The 24,231-nt window shown below is 64.7% G+C and carries 19 protein-coding genes; 5 read left to right on the top strand and 14 right to left on the bottom strand.

The window, feature by feature from the left end; translation table 11 throughout:
* Positions 1 to 79 precede the first annotated feature (79 nt).
* Positions 80 to 1,450 (bottom strand): 3-deoxy-7-phosphoheptulonate synthase class II, encoded by a 1,371-nt coding sequence (locus tag AAGA68_17225; protein MEM9386805.1) that lies wholly within the window; start codon positions 1,448 to 1,450, stop codon positions 80 to 82.
* 177 nt (positions 1,451 to 1,627) lie between these two features.
* Here AAGA68_17225 and AAGA68_17230 point away from each other — a divergent pair, with 177 nt between their 5' ends.
* Entirely contained in the window at positions 1,628 to 3,160 is a 1,533-nt protein-coding gene (locus AAGA68_17230) for an aldehyde dehydrogenase family protein (protein MEM9386806.1), read from the top strand.
* Between the two features lie 63 nt (positions 3,161 to 3,223).
* Here the strand turns inward: AAGA68_17230 and AAGA68_17235 are convergent, their stop codons facing one another.
* The 10 genes from AAGA68_17235 to AAGA68_17280 form a co-directional block, all read right to left on the bottom strand.
* Positions 3,224 to 4,177: an NAD(P)-dependent methylenetetrahydromethanopterin dehydrogenase gene (locus AAGA68_17235; GenBank protein ID MEM9386807.1), complete on the bottom strand. Its 954-nt coding sequence runs from the start codon at positions 4,175 to 4,177 to the stop codon at positions 3,224 to 3,226.
* Positions 4,178 to 4,221: 44 nt separating this feature from the next.
* Positions 4,222 to 4,983 carry a hypothetical protein gene (locus AAGA68_17240; GenBank protein MEM9386808.1) on the bottom strand — a complete coding sequence of 254 codons (762 nt, stop codon included), beginning with the start codon at positions 4,981 to 4,983 and terminating at the stop codon, positions 4,222 to 4,224.
* Between the two features lie 174 nt (positions 4,984 to 5,157).
* A complete protein-coding gene (hrpA, locus tag AAGA68_17245; GenBank protein MEM9386809.1) occupies positions 5,158 to 9,174 on the bottom strand; it encodes an ATP-dependent RNA helicase HrpA in 4,017 nt (1,338 codons plus the stop codon).
* Positions 9,164 to 10,531: an ATP-binding protein gene (locus AAGA68_17250; protein ID MEM9386810.1), complete on the bottom strand. Its 1,368-nt coding sequence runs from the start codon at positions 10,529 to 10,531 to the stop codon at positions 9,164 to 9,166. The genes hrpA and AAGA68_17250 overlap by 11 nt, the downstream gene beginning before the upstream one ends.
* Complete coding sequence (locus AAGA68_17255) at positions 10,532 to 11,215, bottom strand: response regulator transcription factor (protein ID MEM9386811.1); 684 nt, start codon at positions 11,213 to 11,215, stop codon at positions 10,532 to 10,534. It lies immediately after the preceding gene.
* 48 nt (positions 11,216 to 11,263) lie between these two features.
* The gene (locus tag AAGA68_17260; protein MEM9386812.1) at positions 11,264 to 11,671 is read right to left on the bottom strand and encodes a PepSY domain-containing protein; all 408 of its coding nucleotides are present in this window, start codon (positions 11,669 to 11,671) and stop codon (positions 11,264 to 11,266) included.
* Positions 11,672 to 11,772: 101 nt separating this feature from the next.
* Positions 11,773 to 12,324 carry a glycine zipper 2TM domain-containing protein gene (locus tag AAGA68_17265; GenBank protein ID MEM9386813.1) on the bottom strand — a complete coding sequence of 184 codons (552 nt, stop codon included), beginning with the start codon at positions 12,322 to 12,324 and terminating at the stop codon, positions 11,773 to 11,775.
* A gap of 125 nt (positions 12,325 to 12,449) precedes the next feature.
* On the bottom strand, positions 12,450 to 13,232 hold the full coding sequence (gene mazG, locus AAGA68_17270) for a nucleoside triphosphate pyrophosphohydrolase (protein ID MEM9386814.1): 783 nt from the start codon (positions 13,230 to 13,232) through the stop codon (positions 12,450 to 12,452).
* A 16-nt stretch (positions 13,233 to 13,248) separates the two neighbouring features.
* Entirely contained in the window at positions 13,249 to 13,914 is a 666-nt protein-coding gene (locus tag AAGA68_17275; GenBank protein ID MEM9386815.1) for a CoA pyrophosphatase, read from the bottom strand.
* Between the two features lie 21 nt (positions 13,915 to 13,935).
* Positions 13,936 to 15,345 (bottom strand): class II fumarate hydratase, encoded by a 1,410-nt coding sequence (locus AAGA68_17280; GenBank protein ID MEM9386816.1) that lies wholly within the window; start codon positions 15,343 to 15,345, stop codon positions 13,936 to 13,938.
* Between the two features lie 107 nt (positions 15,346 to 15,452).
* On the opposite strand from AAGA68_17280, the gene purB reads away from it, so the two are divergent.
* The 4 genes from purB to AAGA68_17300 are packed head-to-tail and all read left to right on the top strand — an operon-like array spanning position 15,453 to position 21,631.
* A complete protein-coding gene (gene purB, locus AAGA68_17285; protein ID MEM9386817.1) occupies positions 15,453 to 16,859 on the top strand; it encodes an adenylosuccinate lyase in 1,407 nt (468 codons plus the stop codon).
* Positions 16,860 to 16,876: 17 nt separating this feature from the next.
* Complete coding sequence (gene mnmA / locus AAGA68_17290) at positions 16,877 to 18,040, top strand: tRNA 2-thiouridine(34) synthase MnmA (GenBank protein ID MEM9386818.1); 1,164 nt, start codon at positions 16,877 to 16,879, stop codon at positions 18,038 to 18,040.
* A gap of 41 nt (positions 18,041 to 18,081) precedes the next feature.
* Complete coding sequence (gene acnA / locus AAGA68_17295; GenBank protein ID MEM9386819.1) at positions 18,082 to 20,751, top strand: aconitate hydratase AcnA; 2,670 nt, start codon at positions 18,082 to 18,084, stop codon at positions 20,749 to 20,751.
* A 55-nt stretch (positions 20,752 to 20,806) separates the two neighbouring features.
* On the top strand, positions 20,807 to 21,631 hold the full coding sequence (locus tag AAGA68_17300) for an NAD(P)-dependent oxidoreductase (GenBank protein ID MEM9386820.1): 825 nt from the start codon (positions 20,807 to 20,809) through the stop codon (positions 21,629 to 21,631).
* 16 nt (positions 21,632 to 21,647) lie between these two features.
* On the opposite strand, the gene AAGA68_17305 is transcribed toward AAGA68_17300, so the two are convergent.
* The 3 genes from AAGA68_17305 to AAGA68_17315 all read right to left on the bottom strand — a co-directional run bounded on the left by AAGA68_17305 (position 21,648) and on the right by AAGA68_17315 (position 24,158).
* On the bottom strand, positions 21,648 to 22,424 hold the full coding sequence (locus AAGA68_17305) for a SprT family zinc-dependent metalloprotease (GenBank protein MEM9386821.1): 777 nt from the start codon (positions 22,422 to 22,424) through the stop codon (positions 21,648 to 21,650).
* Positions 22,414 to 22,992, bottom strand: a complete 579-nt coding sequence (locus tag AAGA68_17310; GenBank protein MEM9386822.1) for a hypothetical protein — start codon at positions 22,990 to 22,992, stop codon at positions 22,414 to 22,416. The genes AAGA68_17305 and AAGA68_17310 overlap by 11 nt, the downstream gene beginning before the upstream one ends.
* A 392-nt stretch (positions 22,993 to 23,384) precedes the next feature.
* Positions 23,385 to 24,158: a pyridoxine 5'-phosphate synthase gene (locus tag AAGA68_17315; GenBank protein ID MEM9386823.1), complete on the bottom strand. Its 774-nt coding sequence runs from the start codon at positions 24,156 to 24,158 to the stop codon at positions 23,385 to 23,387.
* Between the last annotated feature and the right edge of the window lie 73 nt (positions 24,159 to 24,231).

Here is a 24,231-nt window from a genome sequence, read left to right on the forward strand (position 1 = left end):
ATGCCATTGGCTGCGCGACGCGCCTTGCTGACGCTGCCCCTACGCAGACTGAGCGTTACCTTATTTGCCAAGCGGCCCACTAGGTACGCGGGCCTGTCGCGGTCGACCGGTTGCCGGCGATCCGCATGGCGAGTTCGAGGGCCTGCTCGTAGTTCAGGCGCGGATCCACCTGTGAACGGTACGCCCGCGCCAGATCCGCATCGCTCAACCCGCGCGCGCCCCCCGTGCACTCGGTAACGTCATCGCCCGTGAGTTCGAAGTGTACGCCGCCGAGGTAGCTCCCCATCTCCTGGTGCACTCGGAAGGCCGACTCGACCTCCGCCAGAATGTTATCGAAGCGCCGCGTCTTCAGGCCTTGCGCCGTCTTCTCCGTATTGCCGTGCATGGGATCGCACACCCACAGCACGTTATGTCCCGTCTCACGCACCGCCTCGATCAGCTTGGGCAAGCCCGATTCGATCTTGTTGGCACCGAAACGATGGATCAACGTGAGGCGACCGGGCTCGTTGTTGGGGTTCAGTAGCGCCACCAGCTCCTGCAGCCACTCCACGGTCATCCCCGGCCCTACCTTCACGCCGACGGGGTTGGCAATACCGCGGAAGAACTCCACGTGCGCGCCATCGACGGCCGCCGTGCGCATGCCAATCCACGGGTAGTGCGTCGACAGGTTATACCACTGACCGCGGTGCGCGAGGAGCCGCGTCTGGGCCTGCTCGTAGTGCAGGTGGAGGCCCTCATGGCTGGCGAAGAAATCGATTCGGCTCGCCTCGTGGGCCGGGTGGCCGCCCACCAGGGCGTAGAAGTCGAGGGCGTCGGATATAGAATCGACGATGCGGTTGTACTGCGCCTCGAGCGGCGAGTGGCGGACGAAGTCGAGGTTCCAGTTCTCCGGGTGGTGCAGATCGGCGAACCCACCGTCGACCAGGCCGCGAACGAAATTCAACGTAAGAGCAGCCCGCTCATACCCGCGCAGCATCTGCTCCGGGTTGGGCACGCGGGAGGCTTCCGTGAACTCAGGGCGGTTTACCAGGTCGCCGCGGTAGCTCGGCAGGGTGACGCCGTCGATGGTCTCCGTGTCCGCCGAGCGCGGTTTGGCATATTGCCCCGCCATCCGCCCGACGCGAACGATGGGCTTGCGCATGCCGTGGAGGAGCACCACGCTCATCTGCAGAAGGATCTTTAGCTTCTTCGCGATCAGCTCCGAAGTGCACTCGGCAAAGCTCTCCGCGCAATCACCGCCCTGGAGGAGGAATGCACGGCCCGCCTGGGCCTCGGCCAGCTGGGATTTGAGCGATTCGATCTCCCAGGAGGTGACTAGGGGCGGCAGGGCCCCAAGCTCTCCAAGCGTGCGCTCGAGCGCACCCTGGTTTGGGTAGGTCGGCTGCTGGAGTGCGGTCTTGCGCGTCCAGCTCGTGGGGTGCCAATCGGCCAAGGAGTTAGTGCGAGTCATAGTGTCTCGATGCTACCGCGCTTTTTGGCTCTGCAACACCGAAGATTCCATGACATGGATAACGGTACTCGGAACGCCGACCTGGGTCGGTTTTCTGGCACAATGCGCGCTCTTCCGCGGCCGCCCTCGCTCCCCGCGAGCCGCCGCATCTCCGGCCACGTCTGTGGGAGGACATCCATGTCATCTATTCTTGATTCTCTGGGAATGAAAGCGGACAGCGACGGCATCCTCGCCGGCGTGTGGGACGGCGAGCGCGGCTGGACCCGCGGCGAGGGCCCCATTCTCGCCAGCGAGAGCCCGGCTAGCGGGGACGTGATCGCCCGCGTCGGCAGTGCTAGCGCGGCCGATTACGAGCGCATCATCGCCTCCTCCCGCGCCGCCTTCGAAACCTGGCGCCGCACGCCAGCCCCCGCCCGCGGCGAAGCGGTCCGCCTGTGCGGCGAAGCCCTGCGCGAGCACAAGGATGCCCTCGGCAGCCTGGTGGCCCTGGAGATGGGCAAGATCAAGCCCGAGGGTGATGGCGAGGTGCAGGAGATGATCGACATCGCCGACTTCGCAGTCGGCCAGTCGCGCATGCTCTACGGCAACACGATGCACTCGGAGCGCCCGGGCCATCGCATGTACGAGCAGTGGCACCCCTTAGGTCTCGTCGGCATCATCAGCGCCTTCAACTTCCCCGTGGCCGTGTGGTCCTGGAACGCCTTAATCGCAGCGATCGCCGGCAACGTCTCGATCTGGAAACCCTCGCCGAAGACGCCCCTGTGCGGCATCGCCGTGCAGAAGATCTGCGCCGACGTGTTGCAAGCGCAGGGTCTGCCGCCCATCTTCCAGACGTTCATTGATGCTCACAACAGTCTCGCCAGCGCCCTCGTCGACGACGAGCGCGTGGACATGATCTCCTTCACCGGCTCCAGCGCCGTCGGCCGCCAGGTCGGCAAGCAGGTGGCGGCCCGCATGGGCAAGTGCCTGCTGGAGCTCGGCGGCAACAACGCCCTGATCATCGACGAGGACGCCAATCTCGAACTCGCCATCCCCGCCACCGTGTTCGGCGCGGTGGGAACGGCTGGCCAGCGCTGTACCACCACGCGTCGGCTGTTCGTCCACGAATCCTTGCACGACGCGCTGCTCGGAAAGCTGCAGAGCGCCTATGCACAGGTACGTATCGGCGACCCCCTGGACAGTGACACGCTGATGGGACCACTGATCGATCAGGACTCGGTCAAGCGTTACCAGAACGCAATCGAGCGCGCTCGCACGGCGGGCGGTGAAGTGGTGTACGGCGGCAACGTGCTCACGGACCGCGCAGGCAACTTCGTGGAGCCAACGCTGATAAGCGCCCGCAACGATTGGGACGTGGTGCAGGACGAGACCTTCGCACCGATCCTCTACGTGATCCCCTTCAAGGACATCGACGAGGCTATCGCGATGCAGAACGGTGTGCGCCAAGGGCTGTCGTCGGCGCTGTTCACCAACAACCTGCAGCACGCGGAAGCCTTCCTCGCCGCCACCGGCAGCGACTGCGGCATCGCCAACATCAACATCGGTACCTCGGGCGCCGAGATCGGTGGAGCCTTCGGCGGTGAGAAGGAAACCGGGGGTGGTCGCGAAGCCGGGTCTGATGCCTGGAAGGCCTACATGCGCCGCCAGACCAACACCATCAACTACTCGAGCGATCTACCCTTGGCGCAGGGGATCGAATTTAAGCTCTAGCGTTCGATCGCCGGCGGGTCGGCTGTAATGGCCAACCCGCCGGCGGCACCGCTAGCAAAGGCCTCAGCCGGCCTTTGCCGCCTGCCCCTCGCCATCGCCTTGGACCAACATGTTCTGACGATTGAGCATGTTGGTCGCCTCGTCGTAGGCACCCATGAAGTCGATCACCGCGGCCGGCTTGTTGGGATCGATCATGCGGCGGAACAGGTTCTTTTGAAGCTTGTACTTCATGTCGCCAATGGCGAGGGCACCTAGGGCGAAGAACACATCTTGCGCCACGTCCATGGGAACGTTGTTATCCATCGCCCCGATGCCTTCGATGCCGCTCGGCGGCACCGCATTCAGGTCCGCCGCGACCACCAACTGCTTGGCGTGGCTTAGCACGTCCTTGGACAGAATCTGTACGCCGGCCTTCGCCGCCGTCACCACGACGCCTGCATGTTCGACCGCAGAGATCTTGCCGCTCTGGCTCAGGGCAGACACCCAAGGCACGACCACACCGTAATGCTCGCAAAAGCGCACCGCAGCGTTCACGTCGTCACTCTCCGTTAGCTGGCACAGGATCGGTTGCCCTCCTAACTTCGCCGTGAGTACCGCCGTGCACAGCCCGACCGGGCCAGTGCCGAAGATCGCCACCTTCCGGTCCTTGAAGCCGTTCGAGTCACGCTCATCGATCGTCTGCTCGATCATCGCGACGAGCGCGGCCGCGGTGCTATACGCCCCGTTGGGATCTGCATATAGGGCAACTTGGAAGGGGGGCACTAGCGCACCTTGCGCAAGCTCCAGCATCTGCGTCGCGAGGTTGACGTCGTGACCGGCGATCAACACCCCTGTGCTCGCAAAGCGCTTTGGCGGTCGGCAGAAGATCGCGTCTTGCACGAGAGGAACTACCTCATCGGCTCCCGCGCCCGTGTAGGGAAGGACGTTGTCGTAGCCCGCATCCAGGGCCATGGTCAAATCGAAGGGGCTTACTTGCCCGCCTGGTACGAGCACGTGGAGGATGCGTTGATCGGTCATCGGGGTACTCCCTAGCTAAGGCGTAAGTCTGTTGTTGTCTGCTTCTAGAAGCGGTAACTCAAACCGAAGGACGCGACGGGGTAGAGGGTGAAGTCATTCAGGTCTTCCTGGAGTTCATCCTGCTCGCGCTGCAGCTCTTGTTGGAACAGCGGATCGTCAGCAATCGCGCCATCCGCCTGCAGGGTGACTCGAGGCTCGCCCTGAAAGACCACGCCAGCACTCAACACCACGCCCAGGCGACGCTTCGCAAAGGCGCTGTTCCAGCCGAATCCGACCATCGGCGCGACGTCGTCAAAGTCCACCTGCGCGGTGAGATCACCGACCAAACCCGCATCGAAGGTGAGATCGCCAATGGTGATATCGACGCCGTCACCATTACCGAGTGCGTTAGCTTCATTGTTGTTGATGAGCGCTCCACCGGTGAGAAACACCCCGTTTTGCCAAGGGTGCCAATCGCCGCTAACCGCGAAGGAGCGCAGATCCAGGTCGATGTCGTAGTCGATGCCGCTTTCCGTTTCGTCGAAGCTGGTAGAGAATCCGCTGTAGCCGACGCGAAAAGCAAAGCGGTTGGCCAAGCTGCGAGAGAAGTCCACGCCCACCCCCAAGGTGCTGACCTTAGCGGAGAGGTAGAAGCTATCGCGCTTGCTGCCTACGTTACTTCCACCCCGCCCCCGACGACCATCGTCGTCCACGCCCTGCGCGTTTGCGATAACAGGCGCAGTCGCAGTGACAGTGGCGAGGGCCAAGGCGGCGGTCGAGCAAAGCAGAGTCCGGCCCGAACGGCCGGCAGCATCCAGGTCAATCACTTGAAGTAACCTCACGGTCGTTGGCAATGGACGAACGATAGCGACGGAAGTCGCGTAATCGCCGCGAGCCCAGTCACAGCCTCACGGCACTGAGCCATCGCACGACGCTCCAATTGAGGTGTGGCATACAGAACTGCATACCGATCGACACTTTGCGGTGCGCCGCCTTCCCTCTCAGCTGCTACGTTGCTGTTCGGCCTGCACCTTGGCCCACTGCTTGTCCAGGCGCTTGGGCGACACGGGCACTCGCGTGCCCAACGGCTGGGCAAAGAGTGATACGCGCAGCTCTTCCACCTGCCAACGGAAAAGCGTGAGTTCAGGTTTCGACGCGAGCGATTGGGCCTGCGAGGGCGCAACGCGCAGGTAGCGCAGCCAGTACTCGCGAACCAGTTCACGCGGTTCGTCATCGCGCGTCGGTGCTTGCGCCAACTTCTCCAGGCGTATGCGCATCGCCTCGAGGTAGCGCGGGATCTCCCCCAACCACGGTTCTGGCGTATGACGCACGAACCCGGGTGCGAGCAACACCTCGAGCTGGTTGCGCACGTCGTTCACAGCCTCGGCTGCAGCCGGATGGGCTTGCGCCAGGCGTGAACGAACGGCCGAGTAGCGTTCGAGCACTCGCGACATCATGGCCTGGCGGCGCTCGGCGAGTGCGAGCACCTGCGCGCGACCACGCTCTAGGGCCGCCTCGAAGGCCTCGCGCGTGCGGATCGGCGCACGCAGTGCGAAGGTGAATGCATCGCGGAATACGACGAAGGCTAGATCGCTCGACATCGCCTCCAGGGCCCCCAGCCCCTGCGCCATGAGGATTCGGCGCTGGTCCCGCGTAAAGTCCTTGCGCAGCAGTTGCACCTGCTGCGGGAGCGCCAGCATGAACAGGCGCACCAGGCCGTCGCGGGTCGCTCGCTTAGCCTGACCCTTTTCTGCGAGCAGCTCCAGCGCGACCGTCTTGCCGCGGTCCACCAGCGCGGGATAGGCGGTCACCTCCACTGGACCTTGTTGCAATCGCATCGATTCGGGCAACTCATCTATGTCGAAGGTGCTCAGGCCTTCGCGACTGAAGTCATGACCTGAGGACACCCGCTCTGCGAGGTGAGCGAAGCGGGCCTGCAGGTCACACACGCTGCGGCTAGCGCCGAGCACCCTGCCTTGCTCGTCGATCACTAGGGCACGCGCCAAACACCACGGCTCTAGCTGCTTGCGATCCCACGCGCTTTGATCCACGGCCACCTCGTACTGCTTCTCGATTGCCGCGGCGAAGGCCTCGGGCACCGGGCGCATGTCCGCCACCACGTCATCGCGCAACCAACGTGCCGTGTCGGGCGCTGGCGGCAGGCGCTTGCGCGTTGCCTTCGGCAAGGCGCGTAAGAGCTGCACCAAGAGCGGCTCGAGCCACGCCGGCACGAGACGATCGAGAATGCCCTGGGTCAGGTGGCCCAGCAGCGCCACGGGGAGGGTGAGGGTGGCGCCGTCCGCAGGATCTTCACGGTCGAAGCGGTAGCTGATCGGCAGCTCATTGCCATCGAGCACCAGCGTATCTGGGTAGTCCTGCGTACTCGCCTCCCGGGCGCCGGGACGCCGCGCGTCCCCCTCGGCCATGACCAGCAGGCCCGGCGACTCGCTCTCTACCTCTCGACGCCAACGCTCGAAGGCCCGATTGCTGGCGATCCCCGCCGGTACGCGCTCGTCGTAGAAGGCGAATAACTGCCCTTCGCTCGCGAGAATGTCGCGACTGCGCAGCTTATTCTCCAAACCTTCCAACTCATCGCGCAGGGCCTTGTTGCGGGCACTGAACTCACCTTCCGTCTCCACCTTGTCGCGAAGCAGCGCGTCCTGAATGAAGATTGCTCGGGACTCATCGGGTGCCAGGTCCGTGTAGGCGACGCGACGCTTTGTATAGACTAGTAGGCCGAACAGGGTCGCCTGCTCGTAGGCATCCACGCGCCCCTTCACTTCGTTCCAATGGGCATCGAAGTAGGAACGCTTAAGCAGATGCTCCCCCGCCGATTCCATCCAACCACGGCGAATCCGAGCCACGGTCATCGCGTAGGGCCGGGAGGTATCGATGATCGCCGCGGCCATAATCCAGCGCGGTGCCCCGCCGTGAAGGCCGGAGCCGGGAAAGATCCGGAACTGCAGGCTGCGAGCCCCCTGGTAGGTGTGCTTCTCCACGCGCTGACCGATCATGTCGATGAAGCCGCGCAGGAGCGGGATGTGGATGCGACGGGGGGTCGCTGGCATCTCGTTGACGCTCACCCCTGCCATCGCCGTCAACACGTCTGCGAGTTGCCGGTGCAGCTCCTCCCATTCCTGCATACGCGCCGCGTTCAAAAAGCGCTTCTTGCACCAGCGCCGTACGGCCTTACGCCCATCGCTGCGCAAGCGCACTTGGTAGGCCTCCCAGATCTTGAGGAAGGTAAGGAAATCTGACCCATCGACAGCAAACTTGGCATGCTGAATATCCGCCGAGCGCGCCTTCTCCGCCGGACGCTCGCGAGGGTCAGCGATCGCCAGGCCACTGCAGATTATTAGTAATTCCGCTAGGCTATCGTGATCAGCCCCCGCCAGCAGCACCCGGGCGAGGCGCGGATCCACGGGAATCTCCGCCATCCGCCGACCGAGCTCTGTGATGTTCCGATCCTCATCCATGGCCTGGAGGATCTGCAGCAAGCGGTAGCCGTCGTTGATCAGCCGCCGCTCAGGTGGCTCGACGAAGGGAAACTGCTCGATATCACCGAGACCTAGCAACGCCATGCGCAAGATCACGCTAGCAAGGTTGGTGCGCGCGATCTCCGGCTCCGTGAACTGGCGACGCTTGCCGAAGTCTGCCTCCGTGTACAGACGCACGCAGAAGCCCGGGCCGATGCGCCCGCAGCGCCCCTTGCGCTGCTCGGCACTCGCCTGGGCGACGCGCTCGATTGGTAACCGCTGGATCTTCGCGCGATGACTGTAGCGACTGATGCGCGCGAGCCCGCTGTCGATCACCGCGGTGATTCCAGGTACGGTCAGGGAAGTCTCGGCGACGTTGGTGGCCAGCACGATGCGTCCGTTCCCCGCGCCGGAGAACACCTTGTCCTGCTCCGCCGCGCTGAGCCGCGCATACAGCGGTAGTACGGGGCGCTTGGGCAGATGTCGCGAGAGCAACAGCGCGGCCTCCCGAATCTGTCGTTCGCCCGGCAGGAACACCAGAACGTCGCCCTTGCGACCGTCGGGATCGGCAGCCACCAGCTCCAGCCCCTGCAACAGGGCCGTTCCCTCGCCGTCGGGCCGTTCTGCAGCGTTGCGCTTTGGCCGACCCTTGCCCTCACCCCGAGGAGCTTGGGCGTTGCCCTCCTCCTCTTCGTCCTCCTCCGGTGAGGGCTCTAAGTAGGTCACCCGCACCGGGTAGCCCCGCCCAGACACCTCCACCACGGGCGCGTCGTCGAAGTGCTGTGAGAAGCGTTCCGGATCGATCGTGGCGCTAGTCACAATGACTTTTAGATCGGGGCGCTGCGGAAGCAACCGTTTCAGGTAGCCCAACAGGAAATCGATGTTCAGGCTGCGCTCGTGAGCCTCATCAATGATCAGCGTGTCGTAGGCGAGCAACTGAGGATCACTGCGCAACTCGTTGAGCAATACACCGTCGGTCATCAACTTGATCAGGGAGCTAGGGCTGGTTTCGTCGGTGAAGCGCACCTTGTAGCCCACTACCTTAGGATTGGTCTCCTCGCCAATCCGCTTAGCCAGGGAGCGCGCGGCGAGGCGCCGTGGCTGCGTGTGCCCGATCGTCCCGGCAACGCCGCGGCCGGCGGCCAAACACAGCTTGGGCAGCTGGGTGCTCTTGCCCGAGCCCGTCTCCCCGCACACCACCACCACCTGGTGCTCGGCGAGAGCGTGTTCGATGTCCTGGCGTCGCCTCGAAACTGGCAGCTCTTGGGGAAAGACGATGTGCGGTCGGGCCTGCGCACGGCGTTTGCGCAGCGCGGAGGACTGGCTAATCGCCTCGATCACCTCCCCCATTCCACGGTCGACGGGCTGCCCCCTGCGAGCCCGCTTGAGCAGGCGCTGGATGCGGGTGCGCAAGCGTCCCGCGTCCGCTAGCATGCAATGCGCTAACATGCTCCGTAGGCGCTCGAGCTGCTCTACCGGGTCCGGTGCGCCCTCGGGTTGCGAGGCCTCCGTACCCGACGCAGGGCTTTGTTCACTCGACATCGAAGACCGCCTCGACTTGGGCGCCGCCTAGGGAAACAGACCGATCGATGCGCAGCTGACCGCCATAGAGATTGATGATCTCGCGTACGATGTTGAGGCCGATGCCATGTCCAGCCACGCGCTCATCGGCACGCACCCCGCGCTCGGTCAGCTGCTCCGCTTGGGCCGGATCGATGCCTGGCCCATCGTCCTCCACCCGCAGGCGCACGCCCGGGCGTCGCCGCTGGGCACTCACGGGGATAACCTCCACGCTCAGGCTGACGCGGCGAGCGCACCACTTACAGGCGTTGTCCAAGAGATTACCCAGCACTTCCATCAGGTCGCCTTCATCGCCAAAGAACGCTGCCTCGGCCGGCACGGTGACGACGAGTGCGACGTCCTTCGAGGCGTAGACCTTGGCGAGGGAGCGCTGTAGGCGCTCGGCTATCGGCGCCACGTCGATGGGCTTGGCGCCGAGGGACGCCGCTCCCCAAGCGGCGGCGCGCTGCAGCTGGTAGCCCACCATCTGTTGCATATGATCGAGCTGCTCTTCCATCACCTGCGGCGAGGCCTCATCGTTGGCCACCGCATTGCGCATGACTGCCAGGGGAGTCTTCAGACTGTGCGCGAGATTGCCGAGCGTGTCGCGATAGCGGGCAAGGCGCTCACGCTCGCCGGCGATCAGGGCATTGAGATTCGCAGTCACACCCTGCAGCTCGCGCGGGTAGTCATCCCCTAGTTCGCTGGAGCGCCCCTGCTCGATGCGAACGATCTCCTCCTGCACGCGCCGCAAGGGGCGCAACAGCAAGCGCAGGGCCACGCCCTGCCCGACCAGAAGAAACACCATCAGCAGCGCGAACCAGCCGAACAGCGCGCGGCGAAACCCATCCACCTCGTGCCGGAAGGGCTCGAGATGTTCAGCCGCAGTGAAGACGAAGGCCGTCTCAAGATCGTCGGCAAACTCCCACACCACACCGAGACTGAGGGCGAACACGTCCACACCATCCGCCGTCATCGTACGCGCGAAGCGTCGACCGCCAGCGACCAGCGGCTCAACACCCTGCAACCCGCTGCCGATCGCCGACGGCGATCGCCACAGGGCCTGGCCCCGGCGATCGGAGATCTGGCCGTAAAGCCCAGAGCCCGGCGTCTCGAAGCGCGCCTCCGGCAGGGCATCGGCGATGAGCAGCGACGGGGGGTCGGTGGCGGTGGGCTCAGCGGCTGCGAGCAGCACGATGAGCTGCACGTCCAGCCGATCGCGAATCGCCTCCTCCGCGCTGGCGCGAAAGGCGCTGTCCAGCAGCACGATGGTGATACCGAAGAAAACCGTAAGCAGCAGGCTGACGGCCAACAGCAGCCGTCCGCTGAGCGATCCCATTCAGCCGCTGTCCACCTCGAGGGCAAAGCGGTAGCCTCGCCCGCGCAAGGTCTCGATGGGCTTCAGGGCGTTGTCCGGATCGAGCTTCTTCCGCAGGCGTCCGACAAACACTTCGATGACGTTCGAGTCCCGCTCGAAGTCCTGGTCGTAGAGACTCTCGGTGAGCTCGGTCTTGGACACCACCTTGCCCGCCGCCAGCATCAAATGCTCGAGCACGCGGTACTCGTAGGAGGTGAGCTCCACCGCCTCCTCCGTGAGCGTGACCTGTTGGCTTCGCGTGTCGAGGGCGATGGGACCGGCGTTAAGCACAGGGTTCGCGAAACCGGCGGAGCGTCGCAAGAGCGCTTGAATGCGCGCCAGCACTTCTTCCGGTTGAAAGGGCTTAGTGACGTAGTCGTCGGCGCCGGCTTCGAGCCCCGCCACCTTCTCCTGCCAACGATCTCTCGCCGTGAGAATCAAGATGGGAAAGGACTTGCCATCCGCCCGCAGCGAGGAGATCACCTCCATCCCGGATAGCTTTGGCAGCCCGAGGTCCACGATGGCCGCATCCACCGGATACTCTCGGCCGAGGTACAAGCCCTCTTCGCCGTCAGCGGCCGCGTCGACCACGAAGCCGGCAGCGCGGAACTGATCGCTCAGAGAGCTGAGCAGCGTCGGTTCGTCTTCAACGATGAGTAAGCGCATCGGCGTGGTCTCGAGGGGCGGGGCGCTGAGCCGTGGCTGCGCCCGCAGTCATCGGATGCGGCCGGTACGACCGTCCACGCGGATGGTGCGCACGCGTCCGTCCGGAGACAGGAGCTTGACGTAATGGGTCGGTCGGCCGTCCTGGGCGTAACGCGTTTCCGCGCGGATCACTCGCCCCTGGTAGCGGGTACGCACCTTAGAAACTGCATCGTCCAAGGAGACGCGTGGACGCTCGCTCTGGGCCAGGCGCAGGGGGCGACGATCCCCCGTCGCCAAGACAGAGAGCGCTTGCACGATCTGCGAGCGATCACCATCCCTCCCCTCCTGCGTGAGCGACGCACGATCGTGCGTCGTAAGCGCGTCGGCTGGGCTCGCCAGCACTCCGGCAAACACCAGGCACAACGCGACGACCATCGCGCCCACGGGGGCGAGAGCTGGCGCTGCGTGTATCTTCATGCCCGTCATTATGCGCGAAGTCCTCTTGCGATGGATGATTCGGGGTGGTCTCCGAACGATAAGAAGTGTGGGAGAACCGCCCCATGTGCTTGTCCCAGACCCTACCCGACGGGGGTCACGGACACCCGCAGGGCGATGCGATCACCCGGATGGTTCTGGGTACGTGTCTGGTAGGTACGACCGTTGTAGCGATAGGTCACGTCGTATCCCTCCACACGCTCCTCGTAGCGAACCTCCGTTACCGTCTCACAGCGTCGCACTTCTTCGCTGTAGCCCCGGTCGCGATCTCGGTTGTTACGTGCCACGTCATTGGCGATCGTCGCACCGAGCAGGCCGCCGACCACGGTAGCCGCCGTGTTGCCCTTGCCGCTACCGAACTGGTTGCCGACCAGGCCTCCGATGACACCACCGGCGAGGGTGGCGGCAGGCGCGCCGCGGCGACGCGGCTGGCGGTGCACCACTTCGGTCCAGCAGTCCTGCACCGGGTACTCCACCGCAACTTCTCGAACGATGGGCCGCACATCGACCACCCGGGCATACTCCAGGTTGCGACCGTTACCGATGCGATCGCCGGCGTGGGCGGCGGGGGTCAGCAGCATGGTGGCGAGAAGGCCGGCCGTCAGGGTGGCGATTCCGGCGGGTGTTGCGTTCATTGTTCGTGTCCTCCACTCGGGGGTTGAGACGCGCCGACCACTGCGACGCTGGAGTGGAGGTTACGGAGGCCTCGCTGAATCGATCCTGAATAGGCGCTCTTTCGGTCTACCAACAGAGATGCCGCCTACCCCAAGCGCACCTTGGCTTCGTCCCAGAGCGCATCCATGGTGGCCAAATCCACCTCCTCCGGGCGCTGGCCCCGTGCTGCGAGCACCCCCTCGATGTAGCCAAAACGGCGCACGAACTTGGCATTGCTGCGATGCAGCGCGAACTCTGGATCCACTCGGAGGTGGCGCGCCAGGTTGGCCAGCACGAACAGCACGTCACCGAGTTCGTCGGCCAGGCGCTCCTGCAGGCGTTCTGGCTCCGCCTCATCACTCGATGCCGCCATCTCCTCGCGCAGCTCCCCGAGTTCTTCCTCCAGCTTGCCGAGCACCTGTTCCACCTCGGGCCAATCGAAGCCCACAGTCGCCGCACGTTTGGTCAGTTTCGCCGCGCGCTTCAGCGCCGGAAGGGCTCGAGGCACATCGCCAAGCAGCCCACCGGCGCGCGCTTTCGCGGCGCGCTCGGCCTTCTTATGCTCCTCCCAGGCCCCCATCACGGCGTCGGCGCCACCGGATAGGGCACCCTTGGCGTCGAACACATGGGGATGGCGACGGATCATCTTGGCGACAATGCCTGCCACGACGTCGTCGAAGGTGAAAGCGCCCGCCTCCTTGGCCATCTGGGCGTGGAACACCACCTGGAAGAGTAGATCGCCAAGCTCGTCGCAAAGATCCTCGAGATCATCGCGTTCGATGGCATCTGCCACCTCATACGCTTCTTCTACCGTGTACGGCGCAATCGTGGCGAAGGACTGCTGCACGTCCCATGGACATCCTCGGTCGGGATGGCGCAGCTGCGCCATAATCTCTAGTAGTTTCTCAATTTTTATCTTCAAAACCTTGTAATTTCTCGTAAAGCCCAACGATTATTCCAGCCGTCGCCCCCCAGATTAGGCGGCCGCCGTAGTCGATCTCATAGAACTCGACCCGCTCGCCGTAGAACTCTCGGGAGGCAATTCGCTGGTTTGCCGGGTCGATCAGGTAGTCCAGGGGAACCTCGAAGGCCGACGCCACTTCCGTGGCGTCAAGATCGAGCTCGCGATAGGGCCGTACCCGCCCGACCACGGGGACGATGGAGAACCCGGTACCGGTCACGTAGGTATCGAGGTAGCCGATCACCTGCACCTCTGCCGGGGCGATTCCCACCTCCTCCTCAGTCTCCCGCAACGCGGCGGCGCGCGGGTCCTCGTCGTGGGACTCGATACGCCCGCCGGGGAAGGAGACCTGCCCCGCATGGTGCTTGAGCCCTGAACTGCGCTCGGTGAGCAAGACCGTGGTGCCGCCATTGCGCTCCACCAGCGGCACCAGCACGGCCGACTGGCGCAAGCTCCCGGCCTCGCCGATCCGCCGCCTCAGCAGGCCTGCTCCTGAGCGGGTAGGTAAGCGGAACGACTCAGGCGCGAGGCCTGGCGAGGTGCCGAGCAAGCGGGCGTGCAGTCGCGCCAGCAGGGGATCATCAGACGACGATGGCGGTCCGTCGTTCACCTGGCGACAGCCCACGGGGTGCTAACCGCCATTGCCGACGATGCCCCCCTGTGCCAGGCGGGCGGGATCGAGCAGGCGCTCCAAAGTGGCGCGATCGAGATCGGTTTCGTCCAGGGCTACGTCGATGATCGGTCGACCCTCGGCGTAGGCCTTCTTGGCGATAGCGGCACCCTTCTCGTAGCCGATGACGGGATTGAGCGCCGTGACCAGGATGGGATTGCGGGCCAAAGCCTGCTCCACCTGCTCGTGGTTGACCTCGAAGCCCGCGATCGCATCGTGGGCTAGAGCGCGGGTGACTCGCGCCATGAGCTCGATACTCTGCAGCAGGTTATAGGCGGTAACCGGCAGCATGACGTTGAGCTGAAAGTTGCCCGACTGGCCCGCGATGGTGATCGTGGCGTCGTTGCCGATCACCTGGGCGCTGGCCATGGCCGCCGCCTCGGCGATGACCGGGTTGATCTTGCCCGGCATGATACTGCTCCCAGGCTGCAGGGCTGGCAGGGTGATCTCCCCAAGACCTGCTAGCGGGCCGCTGTTCATCCAGCGCAGGTCATTGGCGATCTTCATCACGCTGACGGCCAGGGTACGCAAGGCGCCAGAAAGCTCGACGGCAGTGTCTACGGTGGCTTGCGCTTCGAAGGGGTCGTCCGCCCGACAGAAGTCGATACCCGTGGCCCCGGAGAGCGCCGCCGCGAAGCGATCCGCGAACTCCTCGTGCGCATTGATCCCCGAGCCCACAGCGGTGCCGCCCTGGGCCAATCCGTGCAGACGCGGCAGGCACGCCTGCACCCGTGCCTTGCCCGCGGCCACCTGAGCGGCCCAGGCGCCGATCTCCTGACCGAAGGACACCGGCATGGCGTCCATCAGGTGAGTCCGGCCGGTCTTGATCACGCCGTCGAGCGCGGTCGCCCGCGCTCGCGCGACCTGGACGAAGTCGTCCAAGGCGGGAAGCAGCAACTCGTGACACAGCAACGCGGCGCTCACGTGCAGCGCCGTAGGCACCACATCGTTGCTGCTCTGGCTCATGTTCACGTGATCGTTGGGATGCGCAGTCTCACCGTGCGCTAGGCGTGCGCTGGCAAGGTGGGCGATCACCTCGTTGGCGTTCATGTTGGAGCTGGTGCCAGAACCGGTCTGGAACACGTCAACCGGGAAGTGCGCATCGTGAGTCCCCGCCACCACCTCCTCGGCGGCGCCGCGAATCGCCTCCGCTAGCGACACTGGCAGCAAGCCCAGGCCGGCGTTGGCATCGGCGGCGGCGCCCTTGATGAGCCCGAGTGCGCGGATGAACGCGCGCGGCATGGTCAGGCCACTGATCGGGAAGTTCTGCACGGCGCGCTGCGTTTGGGCGGCCCACAGGGCGGCCGCCGGCACCTGCAGCTCCCCCATGCTGTCTTTCTCAACGCGAAACTTCGCACCCTCATCGGTCATAGCAGCTCCCTGTCATCTCGGTGATCCTGAAGACCCGTCGCCGCGGCGACGGCCCTGGCTTTGCGATATAGTGCGCCATCATCCCAGGCCGGTAACAGACCCCCTCCGTGGAGCCACTCGCACTCTCCAGCCTTACGGCGATCAGCCCCCTCGATGGGCGCTACGCCCGCCACACGAGCGCTCTGCGCAACCTGTTCAGCGAATTCGGCCTAATCCATCATCGAGTCAAAGTAGAGCTGGCCTGGTTCGAAGCGCTCAGCGACGAACCCCAGATCGAAGAGCTGGCCGCCCTGTCCGATGCGGATCGCGGTTACCTGCGCGAGATTGACGCGCGCTTCGATGAGGCCCACGCAGCCCGTGTGAAGGCCCTTGAAGCCACCACCAATCACGACGTAAAGGCCGTGGAGTACTTCCTGAAGGAGTGCTTTGCCGAACGGCAGTCCCTCGCGACTGGGGCTGAGTTTTTACACTTTGCGTGCACCTCCGAGGACATCAACAACCTCGCCTACGCGCTGATGCTCGCATCCGCGCGCCACGAGGTGATCGACCCCACATTGACCCAGCTCCGCGAACGCCTCACGGAGCTCGCCCATCGCTACCAAGCCACGCCGATGTTGGCCCGCACTCACGGTCAGCCCGCGAGCCCAACCACCCTTGGCAAGGAGTTGGCCAACGTTCTTCATCGCCTCATGCGCCAACATCGCCAACTTCAGCAGGTACCCGTCCTCGGCAAGTTAAACGGCGCCACGGGGAACTTCAACGCCCACTATGCGGCCTATCCACAGGTGGACTGGCCAAGCCTCAGTGCGCGCTTCATCACCGAGCTGCGCCTCACGCCTAACCCGCTGACCACGCAGATCGAACCGCACGATTGGATCGCCGAGTACTGCGATGCCCTGCGCCGCCTAAACACGGTCTTGATCGACCTAGCCCGCGACGTTTGGGGCTACATCTCCGTCGGCTACTTCCGCCAGGCCGCAGTGGCTGGCGAGGTGGGCTCCTCCACCATGCCGCACAAGGTCAACCCGATCGACTTCGAAAACGCGGAAGGCAACCTCGGCCTCGCCAACGCGCTACTCGAACACCTCGCCGCCAAGCTGCCCATCTCCCGTTGGCAACGTGACCTCACCGACTCCACCGTCATGCGTAATGTGGGCAGCGCCGTGGCCTACTCGCAGCTGGCCTGGGTCTCCCTGATGCGCGGCCTCGACAAGCTGGCCGCCGGCGAAGAACGCTTGGCAGAGGACCTCGCCGGCAACGTAGAAGTGCTGACCGAGGCGGTGCAGACGGTCATGCGTCGCTACGGCCTCCACTCACCCTACGAGCAGCTGAAGGCCTTGAGCCGCGGCCGCCGTATCGATCTTGAGACGCTGCGCGAGTTTATCCGCGGCCTCGACATCCCGGACGACGCGCGGGCGCGGCTGCTAGCGATGGAGCCGGCGGACTACACGGGCAATGCGGCGGAGCAGGCCCAGGCCCTAGTGCTGCCGCTGCTCGCCGGCGACGAATCCTAGCCAGGAAACCCATTAGCGTGAAGGTTATCGTTGGCATGTCCGGTGGCGTGGACTCGGCGGTCGCTGCCCTGCGCCTACTCGAACAGGGGCACGATGTGCAGGCCCTGCACATGACCAATTGGGACGGCGACGACGACGCGTACTGCACCAACGCCGAGGATGTGCAGTCCGCCGCTGCCTGCTGTCGCGAACTGGGCATCCCGCTGCACCGGGTGAACTTCGCGACCCAATACCGCGAGTCGGTGTTCACCTACTTGCTCGAGGAGTACCGACGCGGCCGCACCCCTAACCCCGACGTGCTGTGTAACCGAGAGATCAAGTTCGGCGTGTTCCTACGCTACGCACGACGGCTAGGTGGCGAGGCCATTGCCACCGGCCACTACGCGCGGGTTCGCCACACCGGATCGAGCCCCCAGCTGCTCAAGGGCGTGGACCCGCACAAGGACCAGAGCTACTTTCTGCACGCCGTCAGCGCGGCAGCGCTGCGCATCACCTACTTTCCCCTCGGCGAGCTGCACAAGCAGGAGGTGCGGGAGCAGGCGAGACAGGCGGGATTGGCCAACCACGATCGGCGTGACAGCACGGGTATCTGCTTCATCGGCGAGCGACCCTTTCGCGAGTTCCTGGCGCGCTATCTGCCCGCGCAACCAGGGCCCATGTGTACGCCTGCAGGTGAACAAGTCGGGGAACACCAGGGCCTGATGTTCTATACCCTGGGCCAGCGCCGGGGCTTGGGCCTTGGCGGTCGTGCCGACGGCAAGGATGCCCCTTGGTACGTGGTGAACAAGCACGTGGAAGAGAACCGGCTGATCGTCACCCAGGGCGATGATGACCAGCTCCTGAGCGATCGACTGTGGGCCGAGGCCCCTCACTGGATCGGCGACACGCCGCCCGTGTTTCCCGCCACGCTGCAAGCACGCGTTCGCTACCGGCAGGCGCCCCAGGCCTGCCAGGTGCTCGCCAGCGCCGACCAACACGGCGCGCTGGAGGTTCGCTTCGACGACGCCCAACGCGCCGTGACGCCGGGACAGTTCGTTGTGTTCTACGACGGCGAGCGCTGCCTCGGCGGCGCCACCATCCACCGCGAGCGGCGCATCATCGCCGGCGCCAGCGCCAATCGAACGCGTGATGCAAGGGCACCGGTAACCGACAGCACATCGGCCGATCACTATACTTCTTGACAGCTCAGGCTGTGGCGGGTCCCGACAGCACCGGAGACGGCATGACTGACTCTTTCAAAGCGCGCGACACGCTCGAGTCCGACGGTCAGCAGTACGACTACTATCGCCTGAGTGCAATCCCTGGCATCGATCTACCCAGTCTCCCCTACTCGCTGAAGATCCTCCTCGAGAATCTACTTCGCCACGAAGACGGCGCGGACGTCACGGCCGATGACATCAAGGCGCTGGCGATGTGGGATCCGCAGAGCGGCCGCGGCGGGGAGATCGCCTTCACCCCTGCGCGCGTGATCATGCAGGACTTCACGGGCGTGCCGGCGGTAGTTGATCTCGCCACTATGCGCGATGCGGTCGCCGAGCTCGGCGGTGATCCGTTGGTGATCAATCCCCAATCCCCGGCGGAACTGGTCATCGATCACTCTGTGCAGGTGGACGTGTATGGCGCGGAAGACGCGCTGGCGCGCAACACGCAGATCGAGTTCGACCGCAACCGTGAGCGCTACACTTTCTTGCGTTGGGGGCAAAGGGGCTTCGATAACTTCGCCGTGGTACCGCCGAACACGGGCATCGTGCACCAGGTGAACCTCGAGCGCCTTGCGCACGTGGTCTTTCGGCGCGAGGCCAACGGCGCCAACGGCCGTGCCCTACTCTACCCGGATACGGTGGTAGGCACCGACTCGCACACCACGATGATCAACGGCATCGGCGTACTCGGTTGGGGCGTGGGCGGTATCGAGGCGGAGGCCGCGATGCTCGGTCAAGCCATCACGATGCTCGTGCCCGAAGTCGTCGGCTTCCGACTCACGGGCAAGCTCGCCGAGGGGGCTACGGCGACAGACCTGGTGCTCACCTGCACGCAGATGCTGCGTGAGCTCGGCGTGGTCGGTAAGTTTGTAGAGTTCTTCGGTGACGGACTTGACCACCTGCCTTTGGCCGATCGCGCGACCCTTGGCAACATGGCGCCGGAGTTCGGCTCAACCTGCGGCATCTTCCCCATCGATGAGGAGACCCTGCGCTACATGGCACTGTCCGGGCGCAGCGAACAGCACATCGCGCTGGTGCGTGACTACGCGAAGGCTCAGGGCATGTGGCGCGAGACTGGTGCGCCGCCGGCACGTTACTCGGCGTTACTCGAGCTGAACCTCGCCAGCGTGGAGCCGAGCATCGCAGGCCCTCACCGCCCCCAGGATCGCATCGCCATCAGCCAGGCGAAGGCGACTATCACCGAACTGTTAAGGCAAGCGGGGGCGAGCGATGCGAGTATCACCTTTGAGACACCCGCCGGGGAGACCGAAACTCTGCGCGACAGCGCAGTGCTTATCGCCGCGATCACCAGCTGCACGAATACCTCTAATCCGGCCGTCATGATCGGTGCCGGCCTGCTCGCCCGCAACGCTCGAGCGCGGGGCTTGCGCACCAAGCCGTGGGTCAAGACCAGCCTGGCCCCTGGCTCACAAGTGGTGACCCGCTACCTCGAGCGAGCAGATTTGCTCGCCGACCTGGAGGCTCTGGGCTTCCATGTGGTGGGCTACGGCTGCACCACCTGCATCGGCAATTCCGGCCCCCTGCGCAGGGAGATCGCAGATGCCGTTACCGAAGGTCAGTTGACCGCCTGCTCCGTACTCTCCGGCAATCGCAACTTCGAGGGTCGTATCCACCCCCTCGTGCGCATGAACTTCCTGGCATCACCTCCGCTGGTGGTGGCCTACGCCATCGCCGGTACCATGCAGATCGATCTACCGAACGAGCCCCTCGGCCACGATGCCGCCGGCAATGCGATCTTCCTGCGCGATATCTGGCCTTCACAGCAGGACATCCAGGCGGCGACGGGCACCTCCCTCGACGCTGACATGTTTTCCTCCACCTACGAGGATGTCTTCACCGGTGATGCGCACTGGCGGGCGCTGCCCGTGCCCACGGGCGGTCAATTCGCTTGGGAAGACGACTCCACCTACGTACGCAAGCCGCCCTACTTCGTCGGGCTCCAAGCGACACCGAACCCGATCGGCGACATTCAGGGCGCTCGCGTCCTCGCCTTGCTGGGCGACACGGTAACTACCGATCACATCTCGCCCGCGGGCAGCATCGCCAAGGACTCACCGGCAGCGCGCTACCTGATCGACCACGGGGTCAAGGCCAAGGACTTCAACTCCTACGGCTCACGGCGCGGCAATCACGAAGTTATGATGCGCGGCACCTTCGCCAACATCCGCTTGCGCAATCAGTTGGCCCCGGGCACGGAGGGCGGCTGGACCAGGCACATACCATCGGGCGAGCAGTTATCGATCTACGATGCCGCCATCCGCTACGCCGAGGACAGTATCCCCCTGCTTGTGATCGCCGGGGCGGAATACGGCACCGGATCCAGCCGTGACTGGGCCGCTAAGGGCACCCTCCTACTGGGCGTGCGCGCAGTGCTCGCCAAGAGCTATGAACGCATCCACCGATCGAATTTGATCGGTATGGGCGTGCTGCCCCTGCAGTTTATCGACGGGGAGGACGCGACTTCCCTGGGCTTGAGCGGCGAGGAGACTTACCACGTGCATGGCCTAGGTGGCGGCGACGCCGAGCGTGTCACGATCCGCGTGCTGCCCGACGGCGGTACGGAGCGCGGCTTCGAGGCCATCGTGCGTATCGATACCCCCAAGGAGCGCGATTACTACCGCCACGGCGGTATCCTGCAATACGTGCTGCGTCAGCTGGCGGCGAAGTGAGCCAGCTAGCCCCCAACAGTAGGAACAAGCGTCCCGCTTGCATCGGAGTAAGTCCATGTCGAGAACACTGAGCGGCAAGACCGTCTTCATCACCGGCGCCAGCCGCGGCATCGGTCACGCCATCGCGGTGCGCGCCGCCCGCGACGGTGCGAACGTGGTCGTCGCGGCCAAGACCGACGAAAAGCACCCCACGCTTCCCGGCACAATCCACACGGCAGCGCGTGATGTGGAGTCGGCCGGCGGTAAGGCCCTAGCGGTCAAGATGGACGTGCGCTTCGAGGATCAGATTGAGGCGGCAGTGGCCAAGGCAGTCGAGACCTTCGGCGGTATCGATGTGCTGATCAACAACGCCGGCGCCATCAGCCTAAGCCGCGCTCAGCAGACGGAGATGAAACGCTTCGACCTCATGTTCGACATCAACGTGCGCGGCGTGTTCGCCATGTCACGCGCCTGCCTCGACAGCCTGGAGCGCGCGGACAATCCACACATCCTCAACATCTCACCGCCGATAAGCATGGAGCCGAAGTGGTTCAAGGATCACACGGCCTACACCGTGTCGAAGTATGCGATGAGCATGATCGCCATGGGGCTTGCCGCGGAGTGCGGGTCGCCGCGCATAGGCGTCAACGCCTTGTGGCCACGCACGGCGATCGCCACGTCGGCGCTAATCATGGCCAGCGGCCCTGTCGACCACAAGCACACGCGCAAGGCGAGCATCATGGCCGATGCGGCACACGCGGTCGTCACCCGCGAGGCGAGCAGCTGCACAGGCAACTTCTACACGGACGAGCAGGTGCTCCGCCAGGAGGGCGTAGATGACTTGCGCGACTACGCCGTGGAGCCCGGCGAGCCGCTGATCAACGACCTGTTTATCAACTGATGCAGCCACGGAACCGTCAGCGCGGGATCGCCCACCCGGGAATGTCGCGCCAGGCATCGTTGAGCTGGCGATCTAACTGCCGCGCCCGCGGCTCCATGGCGCATAGAAGCGCCCAAAACCGGTCGCTGTGCGACATGACCCGGGTGTGCGCCAGCTCGTGCAACATCACGTAGCGCACCAGAGACGGCTCCAGAAATAGGAGCGAATAGTTCAGGCTCAAGGTACCGCGCGAAGAGCAGCTGCCCCAACGCGTCTTTTGGCCGCGAACTTGAATGCGCCCGTGCTCGAAACCATGATGCTTGGCGAGGCGCGCGGTCCAGGGCACCAGGTATGTACGCCCCTTGGCGGCCAACCACCGACGCAGCTCATCGCGAGCCCTCCCCGTGTGGCCGGTGTTTCCACGCAGAATCAGGTCCGTCGCAGACTCGCTTAAGCGCACGCGCCCCTCGAGCGCGGACTCCTCCGGCTCCAACAACACGCGCCAGGCAGCATCGATCGCGCGCAGATCCACGCGGTCGGGCAGGGACTGATCGAAAGCAGCACATGGCGAGGCGATCAGGCGCGCGCGCGTTTGCTCTATCCAGCCACGGTGCTCTTCCACGAAGCGTTGAACGCGCGCCGCAGACGTCGCACGCGGGACGACCACCTCCACGCCCTTGTGCGGGCATACGTGAATCGACAGCCGCTTCGCTCGCGTGCTCTCACGGATACGCAACCCCTCCAGCACGTTGCCGGTAGGTTGGTGCTCCGGCAGGGCTAGCTGCCCCCCGCTTGCGGGTTGCTCAGCGGCCATCCCAGGAAGCGGTGGAGAAGGTCGCACTCGCGAAGCCACCGGTGTCCGCCACCGTTGCCGTCTCATGGATGTACAGTCGCACGGGGCGTTCGAACACGAGCCGACCGGCCACAACGCTGTTCGGACCGATCACCACGCGGGGCACGCGCTGGCCGTTCACCCCCACCGTGTCACGCACGATGACATCGCCAAGCACCTCCGTGCCCTCCGTCAGTGTGATCGCGCCGTTGTAGTTCACCACGTCGCCTCCCACCACGCTGCCGCGTATCTTGATCTCCCCGTTCACCGTACCGACGCCGCCGACGACCCGTACGTCGTCCTCGATCGACACCCTGCCGTTGACCAAGTTAATGGGGCCATTCACCAAGGCGGCACGGGCCACGGCTAGATCACCGTTGACAGCTTCTAGGGGCCCGGTCCTCGCGCCCTCACCCACGGTAATCCGCCCATGGACGGACGTACACGCATCCACCTGCGCCCCGGCGCCGATGTGGATATCTCCATTGACCGTACGAAACGCGCCCCCGCCAGCCGCGACGTGCTCCGCCACGAGCACGTCGCCGTTCACGCTTATCGCTCCGGCGTGACTGGTCGTTCCTGCCAGCACGCGTATGTCTTCGCTCACCGCCCCGTTGCAACCTGCTGCGACAGCTGCAACGGCGGCGACCAGGATCGCGCAGACGCGATTCCCCATAGCACCCCCCGGGATGTGTCCGAATTTTCTTGGAGTCTTTTTATAGGGAACGACGATGCGTACCTGCGAACGCGTACGCGGCGTCGAGCGTCACCTCGCGACGGCCTCTCCCTAGCTCACCGCGTATCGTTGGCAACGAGCACATCATTGCACACTCACGCATTTGCGCAAGTTGTTCACGGTGCTCGGATTCGGGGCGGCCTGTGCCCCCTAAGGGAGCAGTGTGCTGGACGTGCGCGGGCCTCGCCCCTTTCCCGCGCTGCCGCTCAGGCGCGCGCGATCGCTGCCTGGTAGCGCCGGACCGTTTCCGAGAGGCCAAAGCGCAGGGCATCGGCGATCAATGCTTGTCCGATCGACACTTCGAGGATGTTCGGCACTGCAGCGCAAAAGGTCGTCAGGTTGTGCAGGTTCAGATCGTGCCCTGCATTGACCTCCAAGCCAGCCGCCTGTGCCTCCCGCGCCGTCGCCGCATACAGTGCCAGGGTTTCACTCAAGGCTTCTCCTGTACCCTCCTCGGCCCGGAACAGTCGCGCGTAGCCCTCCGTGTACAGCTCGATTCGATGGACGCCGAGGGCTGCAATCGCCTCCAGCTCCGAACATCCAGGATCGACGAAAAGGCACACCCGCGCGCCCTGCTCGCGCAGGCCAGCGACGATCGGTGCCAGGCGTTGTGCGTTAGGGGCGATCTGCCACCCGTGGTCGGAGGTCAGCTGATCCTCAGCGTCGGGCACGAGCGTCACCTGCGTGGGCAGCACTTCCCGACATAGGGCGAGGAAGCCCGGATACCCCTCGTCGGTGGGGCCGTTAAAGGGGTTGCCCTCGACGTTCAACTCCACCCTTTGTGGGCCCAGCGCGGCTGCCAGCGTGCGCACATCATCGGGGCGAATGTGGCGTTGATCCGGGCGTGGGTGCACCGTAATCCCGTCCGCGCCTGCATCCACGCACAGCTGTGCCATCTCTAGCACGTCTGGGTCGTGTCCCATTCGCGCATTGCGCAGCCACGCCACCTTATTCACGTTGACGCTAAGAACGGTTGTCATGGCGCTCCCTGAGGCGGAGAGAAAACGAAACGAGGGCCGAGGCTTTCGCCCCGGCCCTCGCGCGAGAAGTCGC

It is taken from the genome of Pseudomonadota bacterium (assembly GCA_039193195.1).
Lineage (GTDB): Bacteria > Pseudomonadota > Gammaproteobacteria > Steroidobacterales > JBCBZW01 > JBCBZW01.

Excerpts from the sequence above, each read along its gene's own strand:
- AAGA68_17225 (MEM9386805.1), bottom strand. The coding sequence starts at position 1,450 with ATGACTCGCACTAACTCCTTGGCCGATTGGCACCCCACGAGCTGGACG.
- AAGA68_17230 (MEM9386806.1), top strand. The coding sequence starts at position 1,628 with ATGTCATCTATTCTTGATTCTCTGGGAATGAAAGCGGACAGCGACGGC.
- AAGA68_17235 (MEM9386807.1), bottom strand. The coding sequence starts at position 4,177 with ATGACCGATCAACGCATCCTCCACGTGCTCGTACCAGGCGGGCAAGTA.
- hrpA (MEM9386809.1), bottom strand. The coding sequence starts at position 9,174 with ATGTCGAGTGAACAAAGCCCTGCGTCGGGTACGGAGGCCTCGCAACCC.
- AAGA68_17250 (MEM9386810.1), bottom strand. The coding sequence starts at position 10,531 with ATGGGATCGCTCAGCGGACGGCTGCTGTTGGCCGTCAGCCTGCTGCTT.
- AAGA68_17255 (MEM9386811.1), bottom strand. The coding sequence starts at position 11,215 with ATGCGCTTACTCATCGTTGAAGACGAACCGACGCTGCTCAGCTCTCTG.
- AAGA68_17260 (MEM9386812.1), bottom strand. The coding sequence starts at position 11,671 with ATGAAGATACACGCAGCGCCAGCTCTCGCCCCCGTGGGCGCGATGGTC.
- AAGA68_17265 (MEM9386813.1), bottom strand. The coding sequence starts at position 12,324 with ATGAACGCAACACCCGCCGGAATCGCCACCCTGACGGCCGGCCTTCTC.
- mazG (MEM9386814.1), bottom strand. The coding sequence starts at position 13,232 with ATGGCGCAGCTGCGCCATCCCGACCGAGGATGTCCATGGGACGTGCAG.
- AAGA68_17280 (MEM9386816.1), bottom strand. The coding sequence starts at position 15,345 with ATGACCGATGAGGGTGCGAAGTTTCGCGTTGAGAAAGACAGCATGGGG.
- acnA (MEM9386819.1), top strand. The coding sequence starts at position 18,082 with ATGACTGACTCTTTCAAAGCGCGCGACACGCTCGAGTCCGACGGTCAG.
- AAGA68_17300 (MEM9386820.1), top strand. The coding sequence starts at position 20,807 with ATGTCGAGAACACTGAGCGGCAAGACCGTCTTCATCACCGGCGCCAGC.
- AAGA68_17305 (MEM9386821.1), bottom strand. The coding sequence starts at position 22,424 with ATGGCCGCTGAGCAACCCGCAAGCGGGGGGCAGCTAGCCCTGCCGGAG.
- AAGA68_17315 (MEM9386823.1), bottom strand. The coding sequence starts at position 24,158 with ATGACAACCGTTCTTAGCGTCAACGTGAATAAGGTGGCGTGGCTGCGC.